We start from the raw sequence: 23,704 nt of genomic DNA, 5'->3' as shown, positions 1-23,704 counted from the left end.
TTTTAGCCGCCCGCGAGGGCGGTTTTTTTTTGCCTTGCCTCAAGCTGCTCGTTCCCACGCTCTGCGTGGGAATGCCTCTAGGGACGCTCCGCGTTCCGGCTCCGGAAGGGACGCGGAGCGTCCCGGGCTGCATTCCCACGCGGAGCGTGGGAACGATCGGATAGACCCGGCGTGCTCTGCTAGAATCGCCCCCATCAACAGCCTGAGACTCCCCCATGAGCGAGCCGATTCGTCTGACCCAATACAGCCACGGCGCCGGTTGCGGCTGCAAGATTTCCCCACAGGTGCTGGAAGTGATTCTGGCCGGCAGCGGCGCACAGAACCTGGATCCGAAACTGTGGGTCGGCAACGCCTCGCGCGATGATGCGGCGGTGTACGAAATTGATGCCGAGCGCGGTGTGGTCTCGACCACCGACTTTTTCATGCCGATTGTCGACGATCCGTTCGACTTCGGCCGCATCGCCGCGACCAACGCGATCAGTGACATCTACGCGATGGGCGGTGATCCGCTGATGGCCATCGCGATTCTCGGCTGGCCGGTCAATGTGCTGGCGCCGGAAGTGGCGCGTGAAGTGATTCGCGGCGGCCGTGCCGTGTGCGACGCGGCGGGCATTCCACTGGCAGGCGGGCATTCGATCGATGCGCCAGAGCCGATCTTCGGCCTCGCTGTCACCGGTCTGGTCGAGAAGCGCCACATGAAGCGCAACGACACCGCCACCGCCGGTTGCCTGTTGTACCTGACCAAACCGCTGGGCATCGGCATCCTCACCACCGCCGAGAAGAAGGGTAAATTGCGCGCCGCCGACGTCGGCGTGGCCCGCGACTGGATGTGCACCCTGAACAAACCCGGCAGTCGCTTCGGCAAACTCAGCGGCGTCACGGCGATGACCGACGTCACCGGTTTTGGCCTGCTCGGACATCTGGTGGAAATGGCCGATGGCAGCCAGCTCACCGCGCGCATCGCCTATGACCGTGTGCCGCGTCTGGACAGCGTCGAGTATTACCTTGATCAAGGTTGTGTCCCCGGCGGTACGCTGCGCAACTTCGACAGCTATGCGAGTAAGGTGGGCCGCGTGCAGGAACTGCACAAACGCGTGCTCTGCGACCCGCAAACCAGTGGGGGCTTGCTGATCGCGGTGACGCCTGAAGGCCACGAAGAATTCCTCGCCGTCGCCGCTGAACTGGGCTTGAACCTTGCGCCAATCGGCGAACTGGTTGAGCGACAGACGAACGCAGTCGAGGTGATTTGATGCTCCGCGACTGCACTGACTACCGAGACATTTTCCTCAACGATCGGCCGCTGATGGATGCCCGTGCGCCGGTCGAGTTTCACAAGGGCGCGTTCCCCGGTGTGATCAACCTGCCGCTGATGAACGACGTCGAACGGCAGAAGATCGGTACCTGCTACAAGCAACACGGCCAGCAGGCCGCCATCGAGCTGGGCCATCAACTGGTTTCGGGCGCGGTGAAGGCCGAGCGTATCGAGGCTTGGGCCGATTTTGCCCGCGCCCATCCTGACGGTTATCTGTATTGCTTTCGTGGCGGCCTGCGCTCGCAGATCACCCAGCAATGGCTGCGTGACGAGGCTGGCATCGACTATCCGCGCATCGGCGGTGGTTACAAAGCGATGCGCAACTTCCTCATCGACACCCTTGAACAGGCCATCGCGCAATGTGATTTCGTCCTGCTCGGTGGCATGACCGGCACTGGCAAGACCGAAGTGCTGGTGCAGTTGCGCAATGGCCTGGACCTGGAAGGGCACGCCAATCATCGTGGCTCAAGCTTCGGCAAACGCGCCACCGGACAGCCGTCGAACATCGATTTTGAAAACCGCCTGGCCATCGACATTCTCAAGAAACGCGACGCGGGGTTTGCGCAGTTCGTGCTGGAGGACGAGAGCCGGGTGGTCGGCAGTTGCGCCTTGCCGCTGCCGCTGTATCAGGGCATGCAGCAGTACCCGATGGTCTGGCTTGAGGACAGTTTTGACGATCGCGTGGAGCGGATTCTGCGTGATTACGTGGTGGATCTGTCTGCGGAATTTACGGCTGTGCACGGTGAAGAGGGCTTCACGTTGTTCTCTGAACGCTTGCTGGAAAGCCTCAACAATGTGCAAAAACGCCTCGGTGGCGAGCGTCATCGGCGAATGCTGCTGTTGATGGAAGAGGCGTTGATCGAGCAGGGGCGGAGTGGGGCGGTGGACTTGCATCGCGGCTGGATCGAAGGCTTGCTGCGTGAGTATTACGACCCGATGTATGTGTTTCAGCGCGAGAAGAAGGGCGGGCGGATCGAGTTTGCCGGGGAGCGTGGGGCGGTGCTTGAGTATCTGCGAGAGCGGGCCAGCCAGAAAGTTTGAGGTTGTCGCGGCTGGCCCCTTCGCGAGCAGGCTCGCTCCCACAGGGGATTTGTATTTCACGCCGATCCAATGTGGGAGCGAGCCTGCTCGCGAAAGGGCCGTGCCAGGCCACACAACACTCAGGTCGGGCAGGTTTCCTTGCCATGATCCAGCCCCTGCTTGTAGCTGTGGCTCTGCAGACTGGCCTTGCCGTTGTGCCAGGTCAGCGTCAGCACGTACAGCGAGTCAAAATCGTTGCCCGCCCAGTCATCGGTGATGTTCTGTTTCTCGCCGACCGCGTTGCCCGCCACCTTGTTGATCAGCTCCGGCAGATAGCCGTGGGACCAGGCGGTGTAGATCGTCGAGTTGTGATACTTGTCTTCCAGCAGTTCGCGGGCCAGATCGCTGGTGTCGTTGGCCGAGAACTCAATATTCACCGGCAGGCCGAGCTTGATCGCGGCGGGGCTGATGGTCATCAGCGGGCGAATGTAGCTGTAGGAATTATCCAGCTCACCTTCCTCGACATTGCGCGTCGGGTTGGCGGCAAACACGTAATCGGCCTTGCCGAATTTCTCCGGCAGCAGCGTCGACAGGTCGATGGCGCGGTTCAGGCCCTGACAGTTGAGCTGGCCGAGGCCACCTTCGGGTTTCTCCGCATGGCGCAGGAACACCAGCGTCTGGGTACCGTCCACCGGTTGCGCGCGGCTTTCGCTGGACTCCAGCGACAGGAACAGCGCACTGACGGCCAGCAGGGAAGGCAGGGCCACATATGCGCGGTGTTTGAAACGTTTGGCGAATCGCATAAGGATCGTCATGAAATAAAAGGTTCTTCAGCAAATTCGGTTAAGGCTGACAAACCTTTACACCGCGGGCTCCCAGCGCCGGGTGTTTTCCCTGTCGTGAACGGCTTCCTCTGCAACAAAGCCATAGCTCAGAGTCCCTTGGGGCCGATTTGGTTCGATCCGTACGAGTGCGCGGCACTTTAGCGGCAAACTTCAACGGCTTGGGCACAGGTTAGCGACAGGATGTTACGGTTCGACGCAGCAGACGTTTTTTTGCGCCGGCTCCACGAGAATGCACAAAACTCCCTTTTATGTGCGATATCCATGTACCGCACCCGATGCTGCTCAGTCGATTGCAATGGCGCCTGTGTGATAGACGACTATCGCGACGTCTGCCTGGTTTTTCATTGGGCAGCACTCTTAAAAAAAGGATTTTTATGGGCATTGTTCGCAAAACCGCCACCCACTCGCTGTCCAGCCCTGGACTGGCAGACGCAAACCCGTCTCGTAAAAGAAGCAACGGTGTGCTCGCCGACGACGGGCCGGTGAAGAATTCGCGGCTTGATGAGCCGCAAACGCAGGTGGCGGCTGCCAATCAACCTGAAATGTCGACTACACCTTTCACGGTCTCAGCATTGCCGTCTGCCGGGGTTTTACCTATTCGTCCTGTGGTCGGATCACTTGAACACTATCGCTTGAAATCACCGGCCAGCTTGCCTGCGGCCGATGCCCAGGGCTTGAGGATCTTCAACGGGCGCCAATACGTCGATATTGCTCACGACGAGATCGTTCAGGTCCGGCAAACAGCAGCAACCGGCGAGTATCGGGCGACATTGGCATCCGAATTGGCAGCTTCCGGGCCGGCGCTGATCTTTGATCCGCAAAACAGGCTGTGGAAGCTCGCCGCTGCTCAGCCTTCCTCTGACTTAGCCAACGTGATTGATATCGATATTGATGAGCTGATTCGCGGCATCAGAAATGAATCGACCGCAAAAAAACGGATTCATGATGGCAGCGAAGACATGATCGAGCGTGACACGTTGATCGGTGCCACCCTGGTTGCGCGTGGGTTGAAGCAGTTCAAGCCAAAACAGGCAGCACTCATTCGTTCGGAGTTGCGGGCGATCGAAACGGTTTTCTCTGATGCCAATTACGCCATAAGTCAAAATCTGCACGAAGCCGATGCGGTTTACACAAGCTTCTTTGGCGCTGACCATCGAGTCGTTGCAGGGCAATTCGCTGAGTCAGTCTCGCGAGGCCTGGCGCTGTCCAGGGAGTATCAGGGCGTGTGGGGGGAGGAAAAATTTATCGGCGTTGATGTCGATAATGACGCCGCCGCATGGATGTACAAAAGAGATTTTCATGGCCGGTTCTTCATCAACCGGAAGTACATGCGACGTGGAATTTTGAGTATGTCGCTGGGCCATGAAATGTTGCACACCAACAGAGTCGACCGGTTCCAGGCCATCGGGCCCAATGCCGCGGATTTCTTCTATCTGAACAACCATCTGCAAGGTCTGTTGAGCCCGGATTTGCCAAGCATTTATGACGTGCCGGAGCGCGGTGTTTCCGAAGCGATCATGCGTGGTGGATTGACGGTCGATTACTTGAAGGCCTTCGGGGACGATCACGATAGCTTTTTGTTCGGCGTCAGTGATTACCTGGGCGTCGACGACGATCTGGATCTTCATACGGCGGTTGACCTGTTCAATGTCAATTCGCAAATGCGCGCGCACATGGCCGCGAACAATGCTGACAGCGTTGTTTACGCGGCGAAAAGCCTGCAGACGTTGCAGCGCAACAAAATTGAATATGCGTGGCTTGACCGCCTTATCGAGGATTGATGTGGGCGAGCACTGGCCAAAAGATCACAGGCTGCGGCGGCTCTGAATTATGATCTGGCTTTAAATTGTGACTGGATGCTTCCCATGACCGATCTGTCCGCGTTCCCGATCACCCAGAAATGGCCGGCGCAGTACCCTGACTGGATTCAGCTCTATTCCTTGCCGACGCCCAATGGTGTCAAAGTCTCGATCATGCTCGAAGAGATCGGCCTGCCGTACGAGCCGCACAAGGTCGCTTTCGAAACTCAGGATCAGCTGTCCGCTGAGTTCCTGTCGCTGAACCCGAACAACAAGATCCCGGCGATCCTCGACCCGCACGGTCCCGGGGATCAGCCACTGCCGCTGTTCGAGTCGGGGGCGATTCTGATTTACCTGGCCGACAAAAGCGGCCAGTTGCTCGCGCAGGAAGGCGCGCTGCGCTACGAAACCATTCAGTGGCTGATGTTCCAGATGGGCGGCATCGGTCCGATGTTCGGCCAGCTCGGTTTCTTCAACAAATTCGCTGGCAAGGATTACGAGGACAAGCGCCCGCGTGATCGTTACGTCGATGAAAGCAAACGTCTGCTCAAGGTGCTCGACGGCCGGCTCGAGGGCCGTGACTGGATCATGGGCGAGCGCTATACCATCGCTGATATCGCTACGTTTCCGTGGGTGCGTAACTTGATCGGGTTTTATGAAGCGGGTGATCTGGTCGGCATCCAGAACTTCCCGAATGTCACCCGCGTACTCGAGCGATTCCTCGCCCGCCCAGCGGTCATTCGCGGCCTGACCATCCCCTCGTAATCTCAGGGCTATACACATAACCCTGTGGGAGCGAGCTTGCTCGCGAAGGCGTCGTGTCAGCCAGCATTGCTATTGCTGATACACCAACTTCGCGAGCAAGCTCGCTCCCACAGGGGATTTGTTGTGCCACAGGGATTATTACACCCCCGGTAATGCACTCTTGATTGATCCAGGTTTGTACCGCGCGCCCCGCAAGGCATAAGCTTCGCCCCCTACGACTTTCGTCTCATCTGCCGTTTTCAGGAAAGGCCCCCATGTCCAGTCAGTTCCCCGAAGCACGTCCCCGCCGTCTGCGCCGCAATGCGAGCCTGCGCAGCCTGTTCCAGGAAACCGAGTTCAGCCTGAATGATCTGGTGCTGCCGATTTTTGTCGAGGAAGAAATCGATGACTTCGTGCCGATCAAGAGCATGCCCGGGGTGATGCGCATTCCCGAGCGCAAACTGGCCAGCGAAATCGAGCGTTATGCCCGCGCCGGCATCAAGTCGGTGATGACCTTCGGCGTGTCGCATCATCTGGACAGCAACGGCAGCGACACCTGGCGCGAAGACGGTCTGGTCTCGCGCATGTCGCGCATCGCCAAGGACGCTGTGCCGGAGATGATCGTGATGTCCGACACCTGCTTCTGCGAATACACCGATCACGGCCACTGCGGCGTGATGCACAACCATGAAGTCGACAACGACCAGACCCTGATCAACCTCGGCAAACAAGCTGTAGCCGCTGCTCGCGCCGGTGCCGACGTGATCGCGCCGTCGGCGGCGATGGATGGTCAGGTGCGGGCGATTCGTCAGGCACTCGACGCGGCCGGGTTCACCCAGATTCCGATCATGGCTTACTCGACCAAGTTCGCCTCGGCACTCTACGGCCCGTTCCGCGAGGCCGGTGGCAGTGCGCTGAAAGGCGACCGCAAAAGCTATCAGATGAACCCGATGAACCGCCGCGAAGCCCTGCGCGAATCGCTGCTCGACGAGCAGGAAGGCGCCGATGCGCTGATGGTCAAACCGGCCGGCGCTTACCTCGACATCATCCGCGACATTCGTGAAGCCTCGAACCTGCCGCTGGCGGCGTATCAGGTCAGTGGCGAGTACGCGATGATCAAGTTCGGCGCGCAGGCCGGGGCAATTGATGAGGATCGCGTGGTGCGAGAGAGTCTGGGCGCGATCAAGCGTGCGGGTGCTGATTTGATCTTTACTTACTTTGCGATGGACTTGGCATTGGCCGGGATCTGACGACCAACGCGTTACCCCTGTGGGAGCGAGCCTGCTCGCGAAAGCGGTCTTTCAGCAGATATCCATGTTGACTGACACCACGCCTTCGCGAGCAAGCTCGCTCCCACATTTGATATGTGGTGTGTCAGGGGCAGTTGAAGTAGGGTCGGATGCCGTGATCGCGGAAGTAGCGTTCAATCACTTTCGGGTCCGCGCTGCTTTCGGCAATCGCCACATAAGTATCCGGGCGCAGCAGATAAAAACCGTTGCGCCCTAATCCTGCCGCTTCAAACGCCGGGCGCCAGTCGAACACATGCAGCGGTAAATGGTGTTCATTGCACCAGGCGATCATTTCGTCGCTGGTGTCGCCGTACACATGGACCTGCCAGCACGGTTGCCTTAGCGGTTCGTAATTATCCCCCTCACCATCATGCGCCCACGGCAAGCGATCGCCGCCATGCACATGGCCGGCCGCGCCCTGGCTCAGCGGCATGCCGCGATAGTTGAGGGTGACTTGTGACACGGTGCGAAAAAGGAACTCGCGACTGGCCTCGAACGAAGCCATTTTCGGGATCAGAAACGGTGCCACACGCATGCGCAGCAGATCGGCCATGCGTCCCTCGGCGGTGACAAAACTGAAGACTTTGTCGGTGGTCGACACCAGTCGGCGGGCGAAGGCAATGCGTTCGGTTTCGTAGCTGTTGAGCAGGTTTGGTTCGGCGGCACCGCTGAGCACGGCGGCGAGTTTCCACGCCAGATTGATCGCGTCGCCAATGCCGGTGTTCATGCCCTGACCGCCCGCCGGGCTATGCACATGCGCGGCATCGCCGAGCAGAAACGCACGACCGCTGCGAAAATGCTCGGCCACGCGGTGATGCACGCGGTAGGTCGAGAACCAGTGCACGTCTTCGATATGCACTTTCAGATGTTCGATGGCACGGCTGCTGACGTCGGAGAATTCCAGGCTTTCGGCGCGATCCGCGCGCTCATCACGCACCGTGCCGATCAGCCGCGCGCGGCCTTCGCCGGCCAGGGGAAACACGGCGAGGAAGTCCGCCTCATCCAGATCCAGGTGCAACTCGCCGTTCATCGCCGGGCCGCTGGCCTTGACGTCGGCGACGTAGAAAATCTGCTGATAGGTGCCGCCGGGAAAACCGGTGTCGAGGGTTTTGCGCACCACTGAGCGGGCGCCATCACATCCCGCCAGATAACAGGCCTGGCAGATTTCCTGCTCGCCATCGGGCAGGCGCAAGTGCGCGGTGAGGCCGTCGCCGGTTTCCTCGAAGCTTTCCAGCGTCGTGTCGCGTTCGACCGTGACGCCGTAATCTTCGAGGCGTTCGATCAGCAGCCGTTCGTGCTCATCCTGCGGGAAGATTTCGACGAATGCGTAGGGCGTCAGGCCTTCGCCGATGCGATTGAGCGGCAACTGCGCGATCGGTTTGCCGTTGCCCCAGAAATTCGCCGCCGCCACCCGATGGCCGTTGCGCACCACGGTGTCGGCGAGGTCCAGTTGCCGGTACAACTCGAGGGTGCGCGTCTGCACCGCCAGCGCTCGCGACGTGGTGCCGGGCGCGGACGTTTTATCGATGATGCGCACGCGCACGCCCAGTTTGCTCAGCCACAGGGCCAGCACCAGTCCGGTCGGGCCGGCGCCGATGATCAGAACGTCGCTGCGGTTCATGGGCCTGTCCTCCGTTTGCTGTGCAGCAAGTATGGATCAGAAGGAGAGGCTGGCCAGTTGATCGGCCAGACGGGGATGTTTTGATGGTGTTCGGCTGGGGTGCTGTTGTGTGACGTAAATACGGGCGCCTCACCCCAGCCCTCTCCCGAGGGAGAGGGAGCCGATTTGGGGTCCGTTCAAAACCTGAGTTCGACTCGATATTTCAGGTCGGTGTAGCTCGAAAGAACACCCCTGTCAGTCCCCTCTCCTTTAAAAGGCGAGGGGGGAAGGGAGCCGATTTGGGTGCCTTTCAAAACCTGAGTTCGACTTGGTGGCACACGTCGGCGTAGCTGAAAAGCCCCTCACCCTAGCCCTCTCCCTCTGGGAGAGGGCTAGGGTGAGGGGCTTTTCAGCTTTAAAAATCAATAGTGCCGGACAACTTCGCCACCCGCGGCTCACCCTGAGTCAGATACCCACCCTGAGCCGATTCCCAGTACTTCTTGTTCGCCAGATTCTCCACGCCCAGACGCACGGTCACGTCCTTCTCCGACATCTTGAACGCATAACGCGCCCCCGCATCGAAGCGGTTCCAGGTCGGCAGGCTCAGATTGTTCGCCGCATCCGCGTATTGACCGCCAGTGCGCAGCATCCGCGCATTCAGCGCTACACCTTGCAGACCCGGCACGTCCCAATCCGCACCAGCGTTGAACTGGAAGGTCGGCACACCGATCGCACGGTTGCCGTCATTGGCGCCGTTGAGGGTGTTCTTCAGTTCGGTGTCCATCAGGGTCAGACCGCTGATCAGGCGCAGGCCCTGGATCGGCTCGCCGAACACGTTCATTTCCACGCCTTTGTTGATCTGCTCGCCTTCACGTACGTAGGTGCAGGTAGTCGCACTGTCGATTTCGCAGTAACCATCGCTCGGCTGCTCGATGCGATAAACACCGAGGCTGGCGCCGTAAGTGCCCATGTCGACTTTCACCCCGACTTCGGTCTGCTTGGAGCGCGCGGGTGCATAGACTTCGTTGCCGTTGGTCACACGGAATCCGCCGGAACTGGTCGGCGAGGTCGGGCCCTGGGCCAGGCCTTCGATGTGGTTGGCATAAAACGACACATGGTCCCACGGCTTGAACACCACACCGTAGACCGGTGTGGTAATCGATTCGTCGTAGCTCGACTTGCGGCCGCCGCTGCCCCAACTGGCGTAGTTGTAGCCTTGCACCACCAGTTGCTGGCGACGCAGGCCGGCGGTGACCAGCAGGCGATCATCGAAGAAACCGAGGGTGTCGGAGAGTGCGATGCTGCGGTTGAAGGTCTTGCCGACGATGCCCGGATCATTCAAGTCGCCGCCGGCAAAATTGCCCACTGGCGACGGCGTCTGTACCGGGTGGTAGATGTTGTTGGCGTACTTGGTCAGGTCGAAATCATAGGCGCTGCGTTGTTCGGCCCAGATTCCGGTCAGGCCGAAGTTGAGCTTGTGGCTGACCGCGCCGGTATCGAATTTGCCGTTGAGGCCGGCCATGACGCTGGTGTTGTCTTCATCGTGCGGAATGAACGAGCCAGTGGTGAACGAAGCGCCGTTGTTGCCGACCAGGGTGGTCGAGTTGTAGCGCCCGACTTCGCGGGTGTGCTTGGCGCCGCCGGCCGCGTAGGCGGTCCAGTTGTCATTCAGGTCGTATTCGGCGCGGAGCATGCCGAAGGTGTCTTCGATGTCGGTGTAACCCCACTTCGGCGCGTAGTTGGTGTCGGCCGACGGCGCATCCGGAATGTGAGTGGCAGTGCCGAGGTTGACCGAGTTGCGGCCACCGTTGACGCGTTCTTTTTGATACGCGAAATCGCCGGAAATGCGCAGGGCATCACCGCGATAATCGAGGCCAATGGCAAACAGTTTCGAGCGCTGGTTTTCGTGATCGATGCCGGTGTCGCCTTCACGCTGCGACAGGTTGATCCGTGCACCGAAGCGGTTGTCTTCACCGAAGCGCTGGCCAATGTCGAAGTGATGACCGATGCGACCTTCGCTGTTGATGTCGGTGGTGTAACGACGCAGCGGCACGTCGCCGGCGCGTTTCGGTTGCAGGTTGACGCCACCGCCAATGCCGGAACCGGTCGGGGTCACGCCATTGATAAAGGCGTTCGGGCCTTTGAACACTTCCACGCGCTCCAGGGCATCGGTGGAAATGATCTGCCGTGGCAGAACACCGTAGAGGCCGTTATAGGAAATGTCGTCGCCGGTCAGCGGCAGGCCGCGGATCATGAAAATCTGCGCCTGGTTAGAGAAACCCGAGGCCTGACGCACCGACGAATCGTTGAGCAATACGTCGGCGACGTCTTCGGCCTGCTGATCCTGAATCAATTGTTCGGTGTAGGAGGCGGCGCTGAACGGCGCGTCCATCATGTCCTGATTACCCAGCACGCCGAGCTGGCCGCCACGGGCGACCTGACCACCCGCGTAAACCGGGGGCAGGGCGTTAGGCGTCGGGGCTTGGGCGTTGACGTTGACGTCGTCCAGCACCAGCGCCTTGTTATCGCCGTCTGCGGCGTGGGCGGTGACAGTCAGGGAGCACAGCAGGGCGAGAAGCGTCGGGCGAAACGGGACGGCGAGTCGAGCTGGAACGGGCATGTAGGGACCTGGAGGCGCACGGCCGGTGAGAAAAATAAGGGCGGCGCGGGAACTCCTTGCGCAAATGCGACTCCAGGTGCAAATGATAGGTTTTCTCAGTAGCGACTTGCAATCAGTTTGTCATCACCCCTTCAATACCCGCATTCCTGTGTAGGAGCCTGCGGCAGCTCCTACACGGATTGTGTATGGTGGTTTGGGCTTAACGGACTGGATAAAGCTTCATGCACAACTTTCAATTACCGATCACCCTCGCCGCACTGCTGGTGCTCGCCGGTTGCGCCGGGCAACGCAGCCAGGAACCGGCGCCCCGTGCGCCTGCTGAAGTGAAGGCCGAGATCGTGCGGCTGATGCCGGCCAAGACTGCCGATCGGCAAGGCTGGGCCACCGATATCTACGCCGCGTTTGCCGCGCAGAACATCAGCCCGACCACGCAGAATCTGTGTTCGGTGCTGGCCGTTGCCGAACAGGAATCTACCTTTCAGGCCGACCCCACGGTGCCCGGCCTAGGCAAGATCGCCCGCGACGAAATCGACCGTCGCGCCGCTAAAGTGCACATCCCCAGCCTGTTGGTCAGCGGCGCGTTGCAAGTGCGCTCAACTAACGGCAAGACCTACAGCGAACGCTTGAATGCGGCGCGCAGTGAGAAAGAACTCAGTGGTATTTTCGACGACTTCATCGGCCGGGTGCCGATGGGGCGCACGCTGTTCGGTGGCTTCAACCCGGTGCACACCGGCGGGCCGATGCAGGTCAGCATCGAATTTGCCGAGCAACACGCCAAGGACTATCCGTACCCGGTGGACGGCACGATCCGCCACGAGGTGTTCAGCCGCCGTGGTGGCATGTATTTCGGTATTGCCCACTTGCTCGGTTACCCGGTGAGTTATCGCGAGCCGCTTTATCGCTTCGCCGATTTCAACGCCGGGTGGTACGCCAGTCGTAATGCCGCATTTCAAAACGCGGTGAGCCGCGCCTCGGGCATCCCGCTAGCGCTCGATGGCGACCTGATCCGCTACGACTCGATCATGCCCGGCGGCACGGAACTGGCGGTGCGCACCCTCGGCAAGTCATTGGGCATGCGCAACCCGACGATTCGCGACCAATTGGAGAAGGGCAAAACCCTGGAATTCGAAGAGACCAAACTCTATCAGCGGGTGTTCGAACTGGCGGAGCAAGCGGAGGGGAAAAAGCTGCCGCGCGCGGTGTTGCCGGGGATCGTGCTGCAGAGCCCGAAGATCACCCGCAAACTCACCACAGCGTGGTTCGCCAAGCGCGTGGACGAGCGCTACAAGCGCTGCATGGCCAAGGCCGGATAAATCAGACAGACATAAAAAACCCGGCCAAGGGAGCCGGGTTTCTCTGGGTTGTTGCGCTTACAGCCAATCATCAGGCAACGCGACGTTCGATCAGACGATCCGAGCCACCTTCAGCGACGCGGCGTTCGAGCAGACGATCCGAACCACCTTCAGCGACGCGACGTTCGATCAGACGATCCGAGCCACCTTCAGCGACGCGACGTTCGAGCAGACGATCAGAACCACCTTCAGCAACGCGGCGTTCGAGCAGACGATCAGAACCACCTTCAGCAACACGGCGTTCGATCAGACGATCCGAGCCACCTTCAGCAACGCGACGTTCAAGCAGACGATCAGCGCCACCTTCAGCAACGCGACGTCCAAGCAGACGATCCGAACCACCTTCAGCCAAACGGCTTTCGATCAGTTTGTCCGAGCCGCCTTCGGCGATCATGGTGTGGGCCGGGGTAGCGGCGAAAGCGTTGATAGCGAAGACCGAGAAAGCGATTCCGAGAAGAGTTTGGCGTTTCATGATGGTGTGCTCCGGGGTGTTGTTGGTTGGTATGGAGCAGATGTTACGCCCGGGATTTTTTATGAGAACTTCATTGCCGTGATGGTGAACATCGATGCCGATGATGGTAGCCAGGAGCCGCAGAGCAGAGCCTCACAGCACCTTCACAGCGCGCCCGATCGCCTGAATCGGCCCGGTCGGTTTGCCGATCGGCGAGCCATTGGCGCCCTCAAGTGTCAGCTCGAATAGCTGATTGGGTTGCAGCGGCGGCAACTTGTCCAACGGCACCGACAACGCCTGTCCAGGCTTGACCAACCCTAGCGAAACCGGCCCCTGCCAGCCGTCAGCCTTGGTCCAGAATTCCAGCGCCTTGTCCGCCGGCACCTCAACCACACCGAGCGGAATCAACTGAATTTCCCGCGAGTTGCTCGCCTGAATCACCCAGCCCGGGGCCTTGTCCTGCGGCGCAACCAGCACCACCAGATAGTTGGGTTTCGGCGTGGTCTGGGTCAGCAGGATCGAACCCAGAATCAACGTGGCAGCCAAACCGGCTGCGCTCAACCCACGCCAGAGCGGCAGCAGATTCCACCATGAAGTTGAAGGTGCTTGCCGCGCCAGTCGCCCGACACTGCGCTCGATGCGTTGCCACAACTGCGCCGAGGGTTGCTGCGGTTCGGCCAGATCCGTCAGCTCCAGCAGACGCCGTTCCCAGGCGTCTACCGCTGCGCGCAATTGCGGATCATTCGGCAAGCGCCGTTGCACCTCGCTGCGCTGTTCGAACGACAGCGTGCCGAGCACATATTCGCCGGCCAGTTCATCTCGTTCCTGCGCTGATTCGCTGGTCATCCCATGCACTCCCGCAAGGCATTGAGGCTGCGCTTGATCCACGCTTTGACGGTGCCCAGCGGCGTGTCGAGGCGCGCGGCAATCTGCGCGTGGCTGTAGCCGTCGACGTAAGCATGCAGGACGCAACTGCGCCGTTGTGGCTCCAGCTGTTCAAGGCAATGGTGGATACGCGCCGAATGCGCGTGGGCGTCGAAGCTGGCATCGTCCGCAGCGGTTTCGTGGGCCTCGCTGAACGGCGTTTCCCGGCCGTGATCACGCAGCAGATTCAGCGCCAGATGCCGGGTCACGCTGAACATCCAGCCACGCGCCGAACCGCGCGCCGGATCAAACCCCGCCGCGCCGTTCCAGATTTTGATGAAGGCCTCATGAACGATGTCCTCCGCCAGCGCCGTATCGCGCACCAGGCGCTTGGCCACGCCGAGCAGACGCGGACCTTCCTGCACATACAAATCGCGCAGGGCCGAACGCTCGCCACGGGCACAAGCAGCGAGGCGGGCTTCGTAATCGAAAACGGATTCGGCTAAAGGCATGTCGTGCAATCTAGCTCACATTCCGTAAACATCCAGAACCCATTGACCACTGTGGGAGCGAGCTTGCTCGCGAAGGCGGCCGGTCAGAGAAGACTGTGTTGACTGACACTCCGCCTTCGCGAGCAAGCTCGCTCCCACAGGGTTTATCAGTGGTGCCAGAAGTCAGTTCGCCGCCCAGAAAATGTAATCAGCCTGGTACTTCACCACTTCCTGCTTGCCCTTGTTCGCCGTCGTGCATTCGCTGCCCGGCGCCACGCCGCCCTTGAGCGCGACACGCTGGATGTAACTCACGCCGCTCATTGCGCCTTTACCCTCGGCGGGGTTGGCCTTGACCAGTTGATAGGGCAGGTTGCCAGGAGTCGACGGCGCCACGGCCAGTTGCGTGCCGGTGACTTTCGAACCGTCCTTGGCCTGCCAGGTCGCTGGCGGGCCGAAGTAGGTGCCGACCTGCTTGCCGCTGCGATCATTGAGCACCGCTTTCGGACCGACAAACGTCCACTCGGTCTGCCCGGCCGCGTTAGGCTTGTCGCGGCACTCGTAGGTGATCTCGCCGACGCCGGTGGTTTCCATCGCAATCTTGTGGCCGTCCGGCACTTTGATCGCGTCGGGGTAACTGCTTTGGGCGAAGGTCGTCGAGGACAGGGCGAGCAAACCGGTGAGGCCAATCAGCTGGGTGATGTTCATCAGTGTTATCTCCAAAAAAGGGTAGACCGCTGACAGCCGAAGAGGGCTGTTACAGGGACTACCCGTGACGGAGGCGTTTGGATGCAGTGGCGGAAAATAAATTTCAATGACTCACCACCATCCCTGTAGGAGTGAGCCTGCTCGCGATGGCGGTGGGTCAGGCAGCACTCATGTCACTGGAATACCGCTATCGCGAGCAGGCTCACTCCTACAGGGTTTTGTGTCGGGCTTGAGGCCGGAGGCTTTCAGGAGTTCCTGGGTATAAGGGTGTTTGGGCGCGGCAAAAATCTCGCGTGAAGAACCCTGCTCAACCACCTTGCCATCCTTGATCACCATCAAGTCATGCGCCAGCGCATGTACCACCGCCAGATCATGGCTGATGAACAAATAGGTCAGCCCATGCCTGATCTGCAATTGCCGCAACAACTCCACCACCTGTTTCTGCACCGTGCGATCCAGCGCCGACGTCGGCTCATCCAACAGAATCAGCGCCGGTTCCAGCACCAGTGCGCGGGCGATGGAAATGCGCTGGCGCTGGCCACCGGAAAATTCGTGGGGATAACGATGGCGGCTCTGCGGATCGAGGCCGACTTCCTCCAGCACCCGGATCACCGCCGCTTCCCGCTCAGCCTCAGTGCCGATACCGTGAGTCAGCAAGCCTTCGGCAATAATCTGCTGCACTGACATCCGTGGGCTGAGGCTGCCGAACGGGTCCTGGAATACCACTTGAATCTGCCGCCGCAACGGCCGCATCAAACGTTGATTGAGCAAGCTCAGTTGCTTGTTACCAAAACGGATATTGCCCTCGGACTCGACCAACCGCAGGATCGCCTGACCCAGCGTCGATTTACCCGAACCTGACTCACCGACAATCCCCAAAGTCTTGCCCCGTTGCAGGGTGAAACTCACGCCGTCCACCGCTTTGATGTAATCCTGCTGGCGACTGAACAACGCCTTGGGCAATGGAAACCACACCTTCAATTCGTCGACTTCGAGCAGGTTGTGGTCGTACTCACTGGGCACCGGCGCACCGCTCGGTTCGGCCTCGATCAGCAAACGGCTGTAAGGATGCTGCGGCGCGCGAAACAGCGCCTCGCAATCCGCCTGCTCGACGATTTCACCATGGCGCATCACGCACACCCGTTGCGCGATGCGCCGGACCAGATTGAGGTCATGACTGATCAATAGCAGCGACATGCCCAACCGTTGCTGCAACTCGATCAGCAGTTCGAGAATCTTCTGCTGCACCGTGACATCCAGCGCCGTTGTCGGCTCATCGGCGATCAACAGTTCCGGCTCGTTGGCCAGCGCCATGGCGATCATCACCCGTTGCCGTTGTCCGCCGGAAAGCTGATGTGGATAGGCTTTCAAACGCTGCAACGGCTGGCGAATGCCGACCAGTTCCAGCAGCTCCAGAGTCCGTTCGCGGGCAGCGCGGCCCTTGAGGCCTTTGTGAATTTCCAGTACTTCGCTGACTTGCTTTTCCACGGTGTGCAGCGGATTCAGCGAGGTCATCGGCTCCTGGAAAATCATCGCAATGCGGTTGCCGCGCAGGCCGCGCATCTGCTGCTCGCTGGCGTGCAATAAATCCACGCCGTTGTAGCGGATCGCGCCGCTGCTGCTGACGTTATTGCCCGGCAACAAACGCAGGATCGAATGCGCGGTTACTGACTTTCCCGAGCCGGATTCACCGACCAGCGCCAGGCATTCGCCCCGGCGAATATCGAGGTTCAAACCGTGCACCACTTCCTGCCCGGCGAAGGCCACGCGCAGATCGCGGATCTCGATCAAATTGTCGTTCATCTCAGCTCCGGGGATCGAATGCATCACGGCAAGCCTCACCAATAAAAACCAACAAAGACAAAATCAGCGCCAAGGCAAAAAACGCCGTTAGCCCCAGCCATGGCGCTTGCAGATTGCGCTTGGCCTGACCGATCAATTCGCCCAGCGACGCGGTGCCGGCCGGCATGCCGAAGCCGAGAAAATCCAGCGCAGTCAGGGTGGCGATGGCGCCGGTGAGAATGAACGGCAGGTAGGTGAGGGTGGAGGTCATCGCGTTGGGCAGGATGTGCCGGCACATCAGTTCGTTGTCGGTCAGGCCTAGCGCTCGCGCGGCTTTGACGTATTCCAGATTGCGTCCGCGCAGAAACTCGGCACGCACCACATCGACCAGCGCCAGCCAGGAAAACAACGCCATGATCCCCAGCAACCACCAGAAACTCGGCGAGACAAACCCGGACAAAATGATCAGCAGGTACAGCACCGGCAACCCCGACCAGATCTCCAGCAGCCGTTGTCCGAGCAAGTCGACCCAACCGCCGTAATAACCCTGCAATGCCCCGGCGACGATGCCGATCAGCGCACTGATGCCCGTGAGAATCAGCGCAAACAGGATCGAAATCCGCGTGCCGAAAATCACTCGCGCCAACACGTCGCGCGCCTGATCATCGGTGCCCAGCCAATTGCTCGATGACGGCGGACTCGGTGCCGGTTCGCTGAGGTCGTAATTGACCGTGTCGTAACTGAACGGGATCGGCGGAAACAGCATCCAGCCGCCCTGATCCTCGATCAGTTTGTGCACATAATTGCTGGCGTAATCCGGCTGAAACGGCAGCTCGCCGCCGAAATCGGTTTCCAGGTAATCACTGAGGATCGGGAAGTAAAAGGCGTCGTGATAACGGATCACCAGCGGCTTGTCGTTGGCGATCAACTCACCGCCCAGACAAATCAGGCACAGTCCGATAAACAGCCACAACGACCAGCGTCCGCGCCGATTGGCTTTGAATTGCGCAACGCGACGCTGACCGAGAGGAGAAAGAGTGAACATCAGGCAGTCCTCGCCGAGAAGTCGATGCGCGGGTCGAGCAGGGTGTAGCAGAGGTCGCCGATCAGCTTGATCAACAGGCCGAACAGGGTGAACAGAAACAGCGCGCCGAACACCACCGGGTAGTCGCGCGATACCGCCGCTTCGTAGCTCATGCGCCCGAGGCCGTCGAGGTTGAAGATGGTTTCGATCAGCAAGGAACCGGCGAAAAACACCTCGATCAGTGCCGACGGCACACCGGCCACCACCAACAACATGGCGTTGCGAAACACATGGCCATAGAGCACGCGACGCTCAGTCAGACCCTTGGCCCGCGCGGTGATCACGTACTGGCGGCTGATTTCGTTGAGGAAGCTGTTCTTTGTCAGGATCGTCAGTGTGGCGAAGCCGCCAATCACCAGCGCCGTCACCGGCAACACCAGGTGCCAGAGGTAGTCGCCGACCTTGCCCAATGTGCTGAGGCCGTCGAAGTTGTCCGAGACTAGCCCTTGCACCGGAAACCAGTTCACGTAGCTGCCACCGGCAAACACCACGATCAACAGAATCGCGAAGAGGAACGCCGGCATCGCATAGCCGATGATGATCGCCGTGCTGCTCCAGACATCAAACGCGCTGCCGTTCCTGATCGCTTTGCGAATGCCCAGCGGGATCGAAATCAGGTAGGTGATCAACGTCGCCCACAAGCCCAGCGACAGCGACACCGGCAGCTTCTGCACAATCAGATCGGTGACCTTGGCGCCGCGAAAAAAACTGCTGCCCAGATCCAGCTGCGCATAGTTTTTCAGCATCAGCCACAAACGTTCGTGCATCGGTTTGTCGAAGCCGTAATGGTGTTTGATCTCCTCGATCAGCGCCGGATCGAGGCCACGGCTGCTACGCCCGGCGCCGCCAACCGCAGCGACCTCGCCACCGCCGCCCATGCTATGCCCGCCGAACCCTTGCAAGCGCGCGATGGCTTGCTCCACCGGGCCACCCGGCGCGGCCTGCACGATGAGAAAATTGACCACCAGAATGCACAGCAGCGTCGGGATGATCAGCAGTAAACGTCGACTCAGATAACGCAACATGTCACTGGCCCCCCGCAAGCTGGCTGTGCATTTGTTGCGTGGTCAGCGCCTTGGCCGATACCTCCCACCAGGTGTTGAGGCCTTCGTCGTAGGCCGGTTGCACGGCCGGCATGCCGAAGCGGTTCTGATACACCGTCGGCGTGCCTTTGGAGTAATAGTTGGGAATCATGTAGTAACCCCATTGCAGCACCCGGTCGAGGGCGCGGGCGTAATGCACCATGGCTTCGCGGCTGTTGGCCTGGACCAGTCCGTCAATCAGTTGATCGACCGCCGGATTGGCCAGCACCATCGAGTTCGAGCTGCCGACTTGCGTGGCACTTTGCGAGGCGTACAGGCTGTACAACTCGCGGCCGGGAGAGACGATCGGATCGCCGCTGCGCGGGAAACTGGTGACGATCATGTCGTAGTCGCGGGCGTTGAGGCGGTTGACGTATTGCGCTGAATCGATGCGGCGCAAATTCAGGGTGATGCCGATCTGCGCGAGGGTGCGTTTGAACGGCAGCAACATGCGGTCGAAGCCGCCCTGACCGTCGAGAAAGGTGAACTCCAACGGCTCGCCAGCAGCGTTGACCAAGCGATTGTGTTGCGGCGTCCAGCCAGCCTCGGCGAGCAGCTTCAGTGCTTGCAGTTGTTTATCGCGGATGTAGCCGCTGCCATCGGTTTTCGGCGCCTGATAAACCTCGGTGAAGACCTCGTCGGGAATCTGCCCACGCAGCGGTTCGAGGATCTTCAATTCTTCGGCGTCGGGCAGGGCGGTGGCGGCCATTTCGCTCTTCGGCCAGAAGCTGTTCTGGCGCACGTAGAAGCCGCGCATCATCTGTTTGTTGGTCCACTCGAAATCCCACAGCAGGCTGATCGCCTGACGCACGCGGCGATCCTTGAATAACGGGTTCTGCAGGTTGAACACGAAGCCCTGAGCGGCGGTGGGTTTGTCCGGGGCGAGGATCGACTGTTGCAAACGACCGTCGCGCAATGCCGGGCTGTCATAGCCGACCACATAACCGGACGAGGAGAACTCGCGGTTGTAGTCGAACGCGCCGGCCTGCAGCAGTTGGCGGGCGACGTCGGTGTCACCGTAGAAATTCACCGTGAGCGTGTCGAAGTTGTACATCCCGCGACTGACCGGCAGGTCTTTGCCCCACCAGTCCGGATCGCGCTCGAAACTGATGCTGCGCCCGGCGTCGACCTTGCTGACCCGGTACGGGCCGCTGCCCAGCGGTGGCTCGAAACCGCCGCCATTGGCGAAGTCGCGAGTTTTCCACCAGTGCTCGGGGACCACGCGCATCGTCGCCAGATCCAGCGCCAAGGTGCGGTTGAGGTTGTTCTTGAAGGTGAAGCGCACCTGCCGTGGGCCTTCGATCAGCACGTCCTGCACATCGGCGTATTGCTGGCGATAACTCAGGCTGCCTTTGGTCATCAACAGGTTGAAGGTGTAGCGCACGTCTTCGGCGGTGATCGGCGTGCCGTCGGCGAAACGTGCTTTTGGATTGAGGGTGAAACGTACCCACAAGCCTTCGGGGTCGCGCTCGATCTGTTGCGCGACCAATGCGTAAACGGTGTAGGGCTCGTCGAGCGACCGAAACGCCAGCGGCGAATACACCCAGTCATTGACCTGCACCACGGAAATGCCCTGATCGGCATACGGGCTGATGTAGTTGTACTGACCGATTTCCATCGACGCGCGGCTGAGCGAACCGCCCTTGGGCGCCTTGGGATCGACGAAATCGAAATGCTCGAAGTTAGCCGGATACTTCGGCGCCTCGCCGTACACCGTCAGCGCATAACCGCCGCCGGCCAGCGCCGAGGTGCCGGTGCACAGCAGCGCACTGCCCAAAAGCAGGCCCGCCATGTTGCGCAAAAAACTCATGCAATCACTCCTCAAAATCCCTGAAGGAACCCGACCCCCCTGTGGGAGCGAGCAAGCTCGCTCCCACATTGGGTTTGCGGTGCTCTTGGTTAGAAGTGGTAAGTCATGCGCGCAAACAAGGTGCGGCCCAGCGGGTCGGTGTAGCGCGGGTCATAGCCGCTCTGGAAGTTGTAGGCCTGGTTGGAGAACGGCGGGTTGCGGTCGAACACGTTCTTCATCCCGGCATCGACATCCAGCACCTTGTTGAAGGTGTAGCCGGCCGACAGGTCCCACACCGAATACGACGCCACGCGTGCGTGGGTGTCGCGGTCGTAGTCGTTGTAACCCGTGGTGAAGCGGTTGGTCAGTGCCGCCCGCGCCGCGCCGAAGGTCCAGCTGCCGGTGAGGTTGTGCTTCCAGCGCGCGATCACGCCGTCACCCTGGAAGTCGCCGACCTTGTCGGTGAACGGGCCTTTGATGGTGCTCTGGAAGTCGTATTCATCGACGTAGGTGCCTTGCAGGCCCAGACCGAACTGACCGTACGGCGTGTTCGGAAAGCGATAATCCAGCGACACATCGACACCGTTGGTTTCGACGATACCGAGGTTGGCGTTGCCGGTGACGATGTAGTTGAGCGTGCCGTCGGCGTTGCGCACGAAGCGGTCCGGGTAGGAACCGGCCTGATCAAACACGGTGGATTCCGGGAACGGCTGGATCTGGTTGGAGATGTGAATCCACCAGAAATCCAGACCCACCGAGAGGTTGTTGATCGGCTGATAGACGAAGCCGAGGGTCACGTTACGGGCCTTTTCCGGGGCCAGATCTTCGTTGCCGCCAATCTGATTGAGGAACTGCTGACCGCAATCACGGCCGCCGTTACCGCCCGGTTGCACCACACCGCCAGTACACAGCACCGGGTCGTTGTAGTAACCCTGAGTGAAAGTGATGCTGCGCGGCGAATACAGCTCGTACAGCGACGGCGCCCGGAAGCCTTCACTGTAGGCGCCACGCACCACCAGCTCTTTCAACGGCTGATAACGGAACGAGTATTTCGGGTTGGTGGTGCTGCCGAAGTCGCTGTATTTGTCGTGACGCACGGCGGCGGACAGTTCGAGGCTGTCGAGCACCGGCACGTTGATTTCGGCGTAGGCGGCTTTGACGCTGCGGTCGCCCTCGACACTGCCGTTGGGGTCGATGCCGAGGCTCTGGATGTCGCCGGCGAACGACTCGAAGTCCTGATGGAATTTCTCTTTGCGGTACTCGCCACCCAGGGCCAGACCGGACGGACCTGCGCCGAACCAGTCGCCGATTTCACGACTGATACGACCATCGAAACCGGCTACACGGCCCACAGCAGTGGAGTAGGCGCCGTGGTAGGCCGCGTTGTCGATGTACTGCTGACCGGCGGCGGACTGCGGGCCGAACGGGTTGAGCAAACCACTGGCCAGACCATTGATCATCGCCTGGTCGCTGACAAAGCCATTGGTGACGCTGGAGACGATTTTGTTCTGGTTGTACGAGGCGCCGACGTTGTAATCCCAGCCGCCAACCAGACCATCGAAACTGAGCAAAAAGCGCTGGCTGGTGTTCTGGTCTTTCGATTCGCGTGGGCCGGCCGCAGTTTCACGCCAGTTGACGTCGACCGGTTGGGTCGGGTCAAGGGCGAAATCGGTCGGCGCCGGGGTGATGCCGTTGCCAGGGTAGTAGGGCGATGAACCGTCGAGGCTCAGACCGGTCAGTGGCGCAGGGCCTATCGCCGTGGCGTTGTTGTTGCGCGACCAGAAGTATTCGAGGTTGACGTTGTGATCGTCGCCGAGTTTGCCGGTGGTCTTGCCGAAGAACGAGGTCTTCTCGGTCTGTGGCACCAGGTCGATGTATTCGCGGGTGCTGAAGCGGCACAAGCCGTCTCGGGCGACCAGGTTCGGCCCGTTGCAATTGCTGTTGGCCAGCGGGTTGGTGGCGTTGCCGTTCTGGCTGTAGTTGCCGGGAAACGCGGTGCCGGAGGTCTGATCGAGGCCGCGACCCGGGGCGTAGTCGGTGGCGAAGGAGCGGTCGTTGGCGTCGAGGTTCTGCTGCTTGTTGTAGTTGAACACGCCGAGAACGTTGAAGCGGTCTTCTTCCAGATCGCCGTAGCCCCAACTGGCGCTCATGTCTTTGGTTTGGCCGCCACCGCTGTGGGTCGGGGTTTCGCCGCCGAGGGTCAATTGGCCGTCGGTCAGGGATTTCTTGGTGATGAAGTTGATCACGCCGCCGATGGCGTCGGTGCCGTACAGGGCCGAGGCGCCGTCGCGCAGCACTTCCACACGTTCGATGGCGGCAAACGGGATCATGTTCAGATCCACCGCACCGCCGGCCGAGTTGGTCCCGGACAAGGCGTTGTTGGCCAGGCGTCGACCGTTGAGCAGCACCAGCGTCTTGTTTGCGCCGATGCCGCGCATGTCGGCGAATGAGGCGCCGCCAGTGGCTGCGCCCACGGAGCCTGCGCTGTTGTTGATCGATTGGCTGCCGGTGATGCGCTGCACCAGTTCGGCGGTGGTGGTCACGCCCTGTTTGCGCAGCTCATCGGCCTTGAGAATGGTGATCGGCACCGCCGTTTCCGCATCGACCCGGCGAATCGCCGAACCGGTCACTTCCACCCGTTGCAGTTGCGTGGTCGGCGCAACCACCGCCGCAGCCGCCGGGACGTTAGCGTTGTCGTCCTCGGCCGCCTGCACAGTCCCGGCGCCCATCCCCATGGCCACCAGATACAACGGAACAAAACGGTGACGAGAAATCGTTGCCACCAATGGTTTGAGCGTGAAGCGTGGAGTGTTCATCAGCATGGTTATTTCCGACTTTTTAGACGTTATCGAATTGGCCTTGTGAGCCCCTCATT

18 protein-coding genes are annotated in these 23,704 nt (G+C 60.3%); 6 read left to right on the top strand and 12 right to left on the bottom strand.

Annotated elements, in window-relative coordinates:
- The first annotated feature begins 215 nt into the window (after positions 1–215).
- Positions 216–1,250, top strand: coding sequence for a selenide, water dikinase SelD (gene selD, locus AB4N74_RS13910; RefSeq protein ID WP_257355619.1), 1,035 nt, complete (start codon positions 216–218; stop codon positions 1,248–1,250).
- Entirely contained in the window at positions 1,250–2,353 is a 1,104-nt protein-coding gene (gene mnmH / locus AB4N74_RS13905) for a tRNA 2-selenouridine(34) synthase MnmH (RefSeq protein ID WP_460100820.1), read from the top strand. Before selD ends, mnmH begins: the two co-directional genes overlap by 1 nt.
- A gap of 119 nt (positions 2,354–2,472) precedes the next feature.
- On the opposite strand, the gene AB4N74_RS13900 is transcribed toward mnmH, so the two are convergent.
- A complete protein-coding gene (locus tag AB4N74_RS13900; protein ID WP_093433895.1) occupies positions 2,473–3,147 on the bottom strand; it encodes a histidine phosphatase family protein in 675 nt (224 codons plus the stop codon).
- Positions 3,148–3,551: 404 nt separating this feature from the next.
- Between AB4N74_RS13900 and AB4N74_RS13895 the strand changes: the two genes are divergently transcribed.
- From AB4N74_RS13895 to hemB, 3 genes are all read left to right on the top strand, one after another.
- The gene (locus AB4N74_RS13895; RefSeq protein ID WP_460100817.1) at positions 3,552–4,958 is read left to right on the top strand and encodes a hypothetical protein; all 1,407 of its coding nucleotides are present in this window, start codon (positions 3,552–3,554) and stop codon (positions 4,956–4,958) included.
- 84 nt (positions 4,959–5,042) lie between these two features.
- Positions 5,043–5,741: a glutathione binding-like protein gene (locus tag AB4N74_RS13890; RefSeq protein WP_460100814.1), complete on the top strand. Its 699-nt coding sequence runs from the start codon at positions 5,043–5,045 to the stop codon at positions 5,739–5,741.
- A 254-nt stretch (positions 5,742–5,995) separates the two neighbouring features.
- Entirely contained in the window at positions 5,996–6,970 is a 975-nt protein-coding gene (hemB, locus tag AB4N74_RS13885) for a porphobilinogen synthase (protein WP_116256004.1), read from the top strand.
- Between the two features lie 124 nt (positions 6,971–7,094).
- Here the strand turns inward: hemB and AB4N74_RS13880 are convergent, their stop codons facing one another.
- Both AB4N74_RS13880 and AB4N74_RS13875 read right to left on the bottom strand, forming a co-directional pair.
- Entirely contained in the window at positions 7,095–8,630 is a 1,536-nt protein-coding gene (locus tag AB4N74_RS13880) for an FAD-dependent oxidoreductase (protein ID WP_460100812.1), read from the bottom strand.
- A gap of 394 nt (positions 8,631–9,024) precedes the next feature.
- Positions 9,025–11,229 carry a TonB-dependent receptor gene (locus AB4N74_RS13875; protein WP_460100809.1) on the bottom strand — a complete coding sequence of 735 codons (2,205 nt, stop codon included), beginning with the start codon at positions 11,227–11,229 and terminating at the stop codon, positions 9,025–9,027.
- Between the two features lie 221 nt (positions 11,230–11,450).
- Between AB4N74_RS13875 and AB4N74_RS13870 the strand changes: the two genes are divergently transcribed.
- A complete protein-coding gene (locus AB4N74_RS13870) occupies positions 11,451–12,542 on the top strand; it encodes a DUF1615 domain-containing protein (RefSeq protein ID WP_116256007.1) in 1,092 nt (363 codons plus the stop codon).
- Positions 12,543–12,612: 70 nt separating this feature from the next.
- Here the strand turns inward: AB4N74_RS13870 and AB4N74_RS13865 are convergent, their stop codons facing one another.
- The 9 genes from AB4N74_RS13865 to AB4N74_RS13825 form a co-directional block, all read right to left on the bottom strand.
- Positions 12,613–13,053, bottom strand: coding sequence for a phage infection protein (locus tag AB4N74_RS13865; protein ID WP_460100805.1), 441 nt, complete (start codon positions 13,051–13,053; stop codon positions 12,613–12,615).
- Between the two features lie 132 nt (positions 13,054–13,185).
- Positions 13,186–13,878 (bottom strand): anti-sigma factor, encoded by a 693-nt coding sequence (locus AB4N74_RS13860; protein ID WP_257355612.1) that lies wholly within the window; start codon positions 13,876–13,878, stop codon positions 13,186–13,188.
- Entirely contained in the window at positions 13,875–14,408 is a 534-nt protein-coding gene (locus AB4N74_RS13855) for a sigma-70 family RNA polymerase sigma factor (protein WP_093433913.1), read from the bottom strand. Before AB4N74_RS13855 ends, AB4N74_RS13860 begins: the two co-directional genes overlap by 4 nt.
- Positions 14,409–14,570: 162 nt before the next feature.
- Positions 14,571–15,092, bottom strand: a complete 522-nt coding sequence (locus AB4N74_RS13850) for a DUF3455 domain-containing protein (protein ID WP_093433916.1) — start codon at positions 15,090–15,092, stop codon at positions 14,571–14,573.
- Positions 15,093–15,260: 168 nt separating this feature from the next.
- Positions 15,261–16,895 (bottom strand): ABC transporter ATP-binding protein, encoded by a 1,635-nt coding sequence (locus AB4N74_RS13845; protein WP_460100800.1) that lies wholly within the window; start codon positions 16,893–16,895, stop codon positions 15,261–15,263.
- A gap of 1 nt (position 16,896) precedes the next feature.
- Positions 16,897–17,919, bottom strand: a complete 1,023-nt coding sequence (locus AB4N74_RS13840; protein ID WP_320337542.1) for an ABC transporter permease — start codon at positions 17,917–17,919, stop codon at positions 16,897–16,899.
- Positions 17,919–18,983 carry a microcin C ABC transporter permease YejB gene (locus AB4N74_RS13835; RefSeq protein WP_460100796.1) on the bottom strand — a complete coding sequence of 355 codons (1,065 nt, stop codon included), beginning with the start codon at positions 18,981–18,983 and terminating at the stop codon, positions 17,919–17,921. The genes AB4N74_RS13840 and AB4N74_RS13835 overlap by 1 nt, the downstream gene beginning before the upstream one ends.
- Before the next feature lies 1 nt (position 18,984).
- Positions 18,985–20,850, bottom strand: coding sequence for an extracellular solute-binding protein (locus tag AB4N74_RS13830; RefSeq protein ID WP_460100793.1), 1,866 nt, complete (start codon positions 20,848–20,850; stop codon positions 18,985–18,987).
- Positions 20,851–20,939: 89 nt separating this feature from the next.
- On the bottom strand, positions 20,940–23,651 hold the full coding sequence (locus AB4N74_RS13825; RefSeq protein ID WP_177413120.1) for a TonB-dependent receptor: 2,712 nt from the start codon (positions 23,649–23,651) through the stop codon (positions 20,940–20,942).
- Between the last annotated feature and the right edge of the window lie 53 nt (positions 23,652–23,704).

The sequence above is a fragment of the Pseudomonas sp. H3_C08 genome, assembly GCF_054669455.1.
The sequence above is the reverse complement of the archived record's forward strand: the minus strand, read 5'-3'. Positions and strand labels throughout refer to the sequence as shown.

Bases quoted from the DNA above. Each gene is read 5' to 3' on its own strand.
- AB4N74_RS13890 (WP_460100814.1), top strand. From the start codon at position 5,043: ATGACCGATCTGTCCGCGTTCCCGATCACCCAGAAATGGCCGGCGCAG.
- AB4N74_RS13870 (WP_116256007.1), top strand. From the start codon at position 11,451: ATGCACAACTTTCAATTACCGATCACCCTCGCCGCACTGCTGGTGCTC.
- AB4N74_RS13875 (WP_460100809.1), bottom strand. From the start codon at position 11,229: ATGCCCGTTCCAGCTCGACTCGCCGTCCCGTTTCGCCCGACGCTTCTC.
- hemB (WP_116256004.1), top strand. From the start codon at position 5,996: ATGTCCAGTCAGTTCCCCGAAGCACGTCCCCGCCGTCTGCGCCGCAAT.
- selD (WP_257355619.1), top strand. From the start codon at position 216: ATGAGCGAGCCGATTCGTCTGACCCAATACAGCCACGGCGCCGGTTGC.
- AB4N74_RS13855 (WP_093433913.1), bottom strand. From the start codon at position 14,408: ATGCCTTTAGCCGAATCCGTTTTCGATTACGAAGCCCGCCTCGCTGCT.
- AB4N74_RS13825 (WP_177413120.1), bottom strand. From the start codon at position 23,651: ATGCTGATGAACACTCCACGCTTCACGCTCAAACCATTGGTGGCAACG.
- AB4N74_RS13830 (WP_460100793.1), bottom strand. From the start codon at position 20,850: ATGAGTTTTTTGCGCAACATGGCGGGCCTGCTTTTGGGCAGTGCGCTG.
- AB4N74_RS13860 (WP_257355612.1), bottom strand. From the start codon at position 13,878: ATGACCAGCGAATCAGCGCAGGAACGAGATGAACTGGCCGGCGAATAT.
- mnmH (WP_460100820.1), top strand. From the start codon at position 1,250: ATGCTCCGCGACTGCACTGACTACCGAGACATTTTCCTCAACGATCGG.
- AB4N74_RS13880 (WP_460100812.1), bottom strand. From the start codon at position 8,630: ATGAACCGCAGCGACGTTCTGATCATCGGCGCCGGCCCGACCGGACTG.
- AB4N74_RS13865 (WP_460100805.1), bottom strand. From the start codon at position 13,053: ATGAAACGCCAAACTCTTCTCGGAATCGCTTTCTCGGTCTTCGCTATC.
- AB4N74_RS13895 (WP_460100817.1), top strand. From the start codon at position 3,552: ATGGGCATTGTTCGCAAAACCGCCACCCACTCGCTGTCCAGCCCTGGA.
- AB4N74_RS13850 (WP_093433916.1), bottom strand. From the start codon at position 15,092: ATGAACATCACCCAGCTGATTGGCCTCACCGGTTTGCTCGCCCTGTCC.
- AB4N74_RS13835 (WP_460100796.1), bottom strand. From the start codon at position 18,983: ATGTTGCGTTATCTGAGTCGACGTTTACTGCTGATCATCCCGACGCTG.
- AB4N74_RS13845 (WP_460100800.1), bottom strand. From the start codon at position 16,895: ATGAACGACAATTTGATCGAGATCCGCGATCTGCGCGTGGCCTTCGCC.
- AB4N74_RS13900 (WP_093433895.1), bottom strand. From the start codon at position 3,147: ATGACGATCCTTATGCGATTCGCCAAACGTTTCAAACACCGCGCATAT.
- AB4N74_RS13840 (WP_320337542.1), bottom strand. From the start codon at position 17,919: ATGTTCACTCTTTCTCCTCTCGGTCAGCGTCGCGTTGCGCAATTCAAA.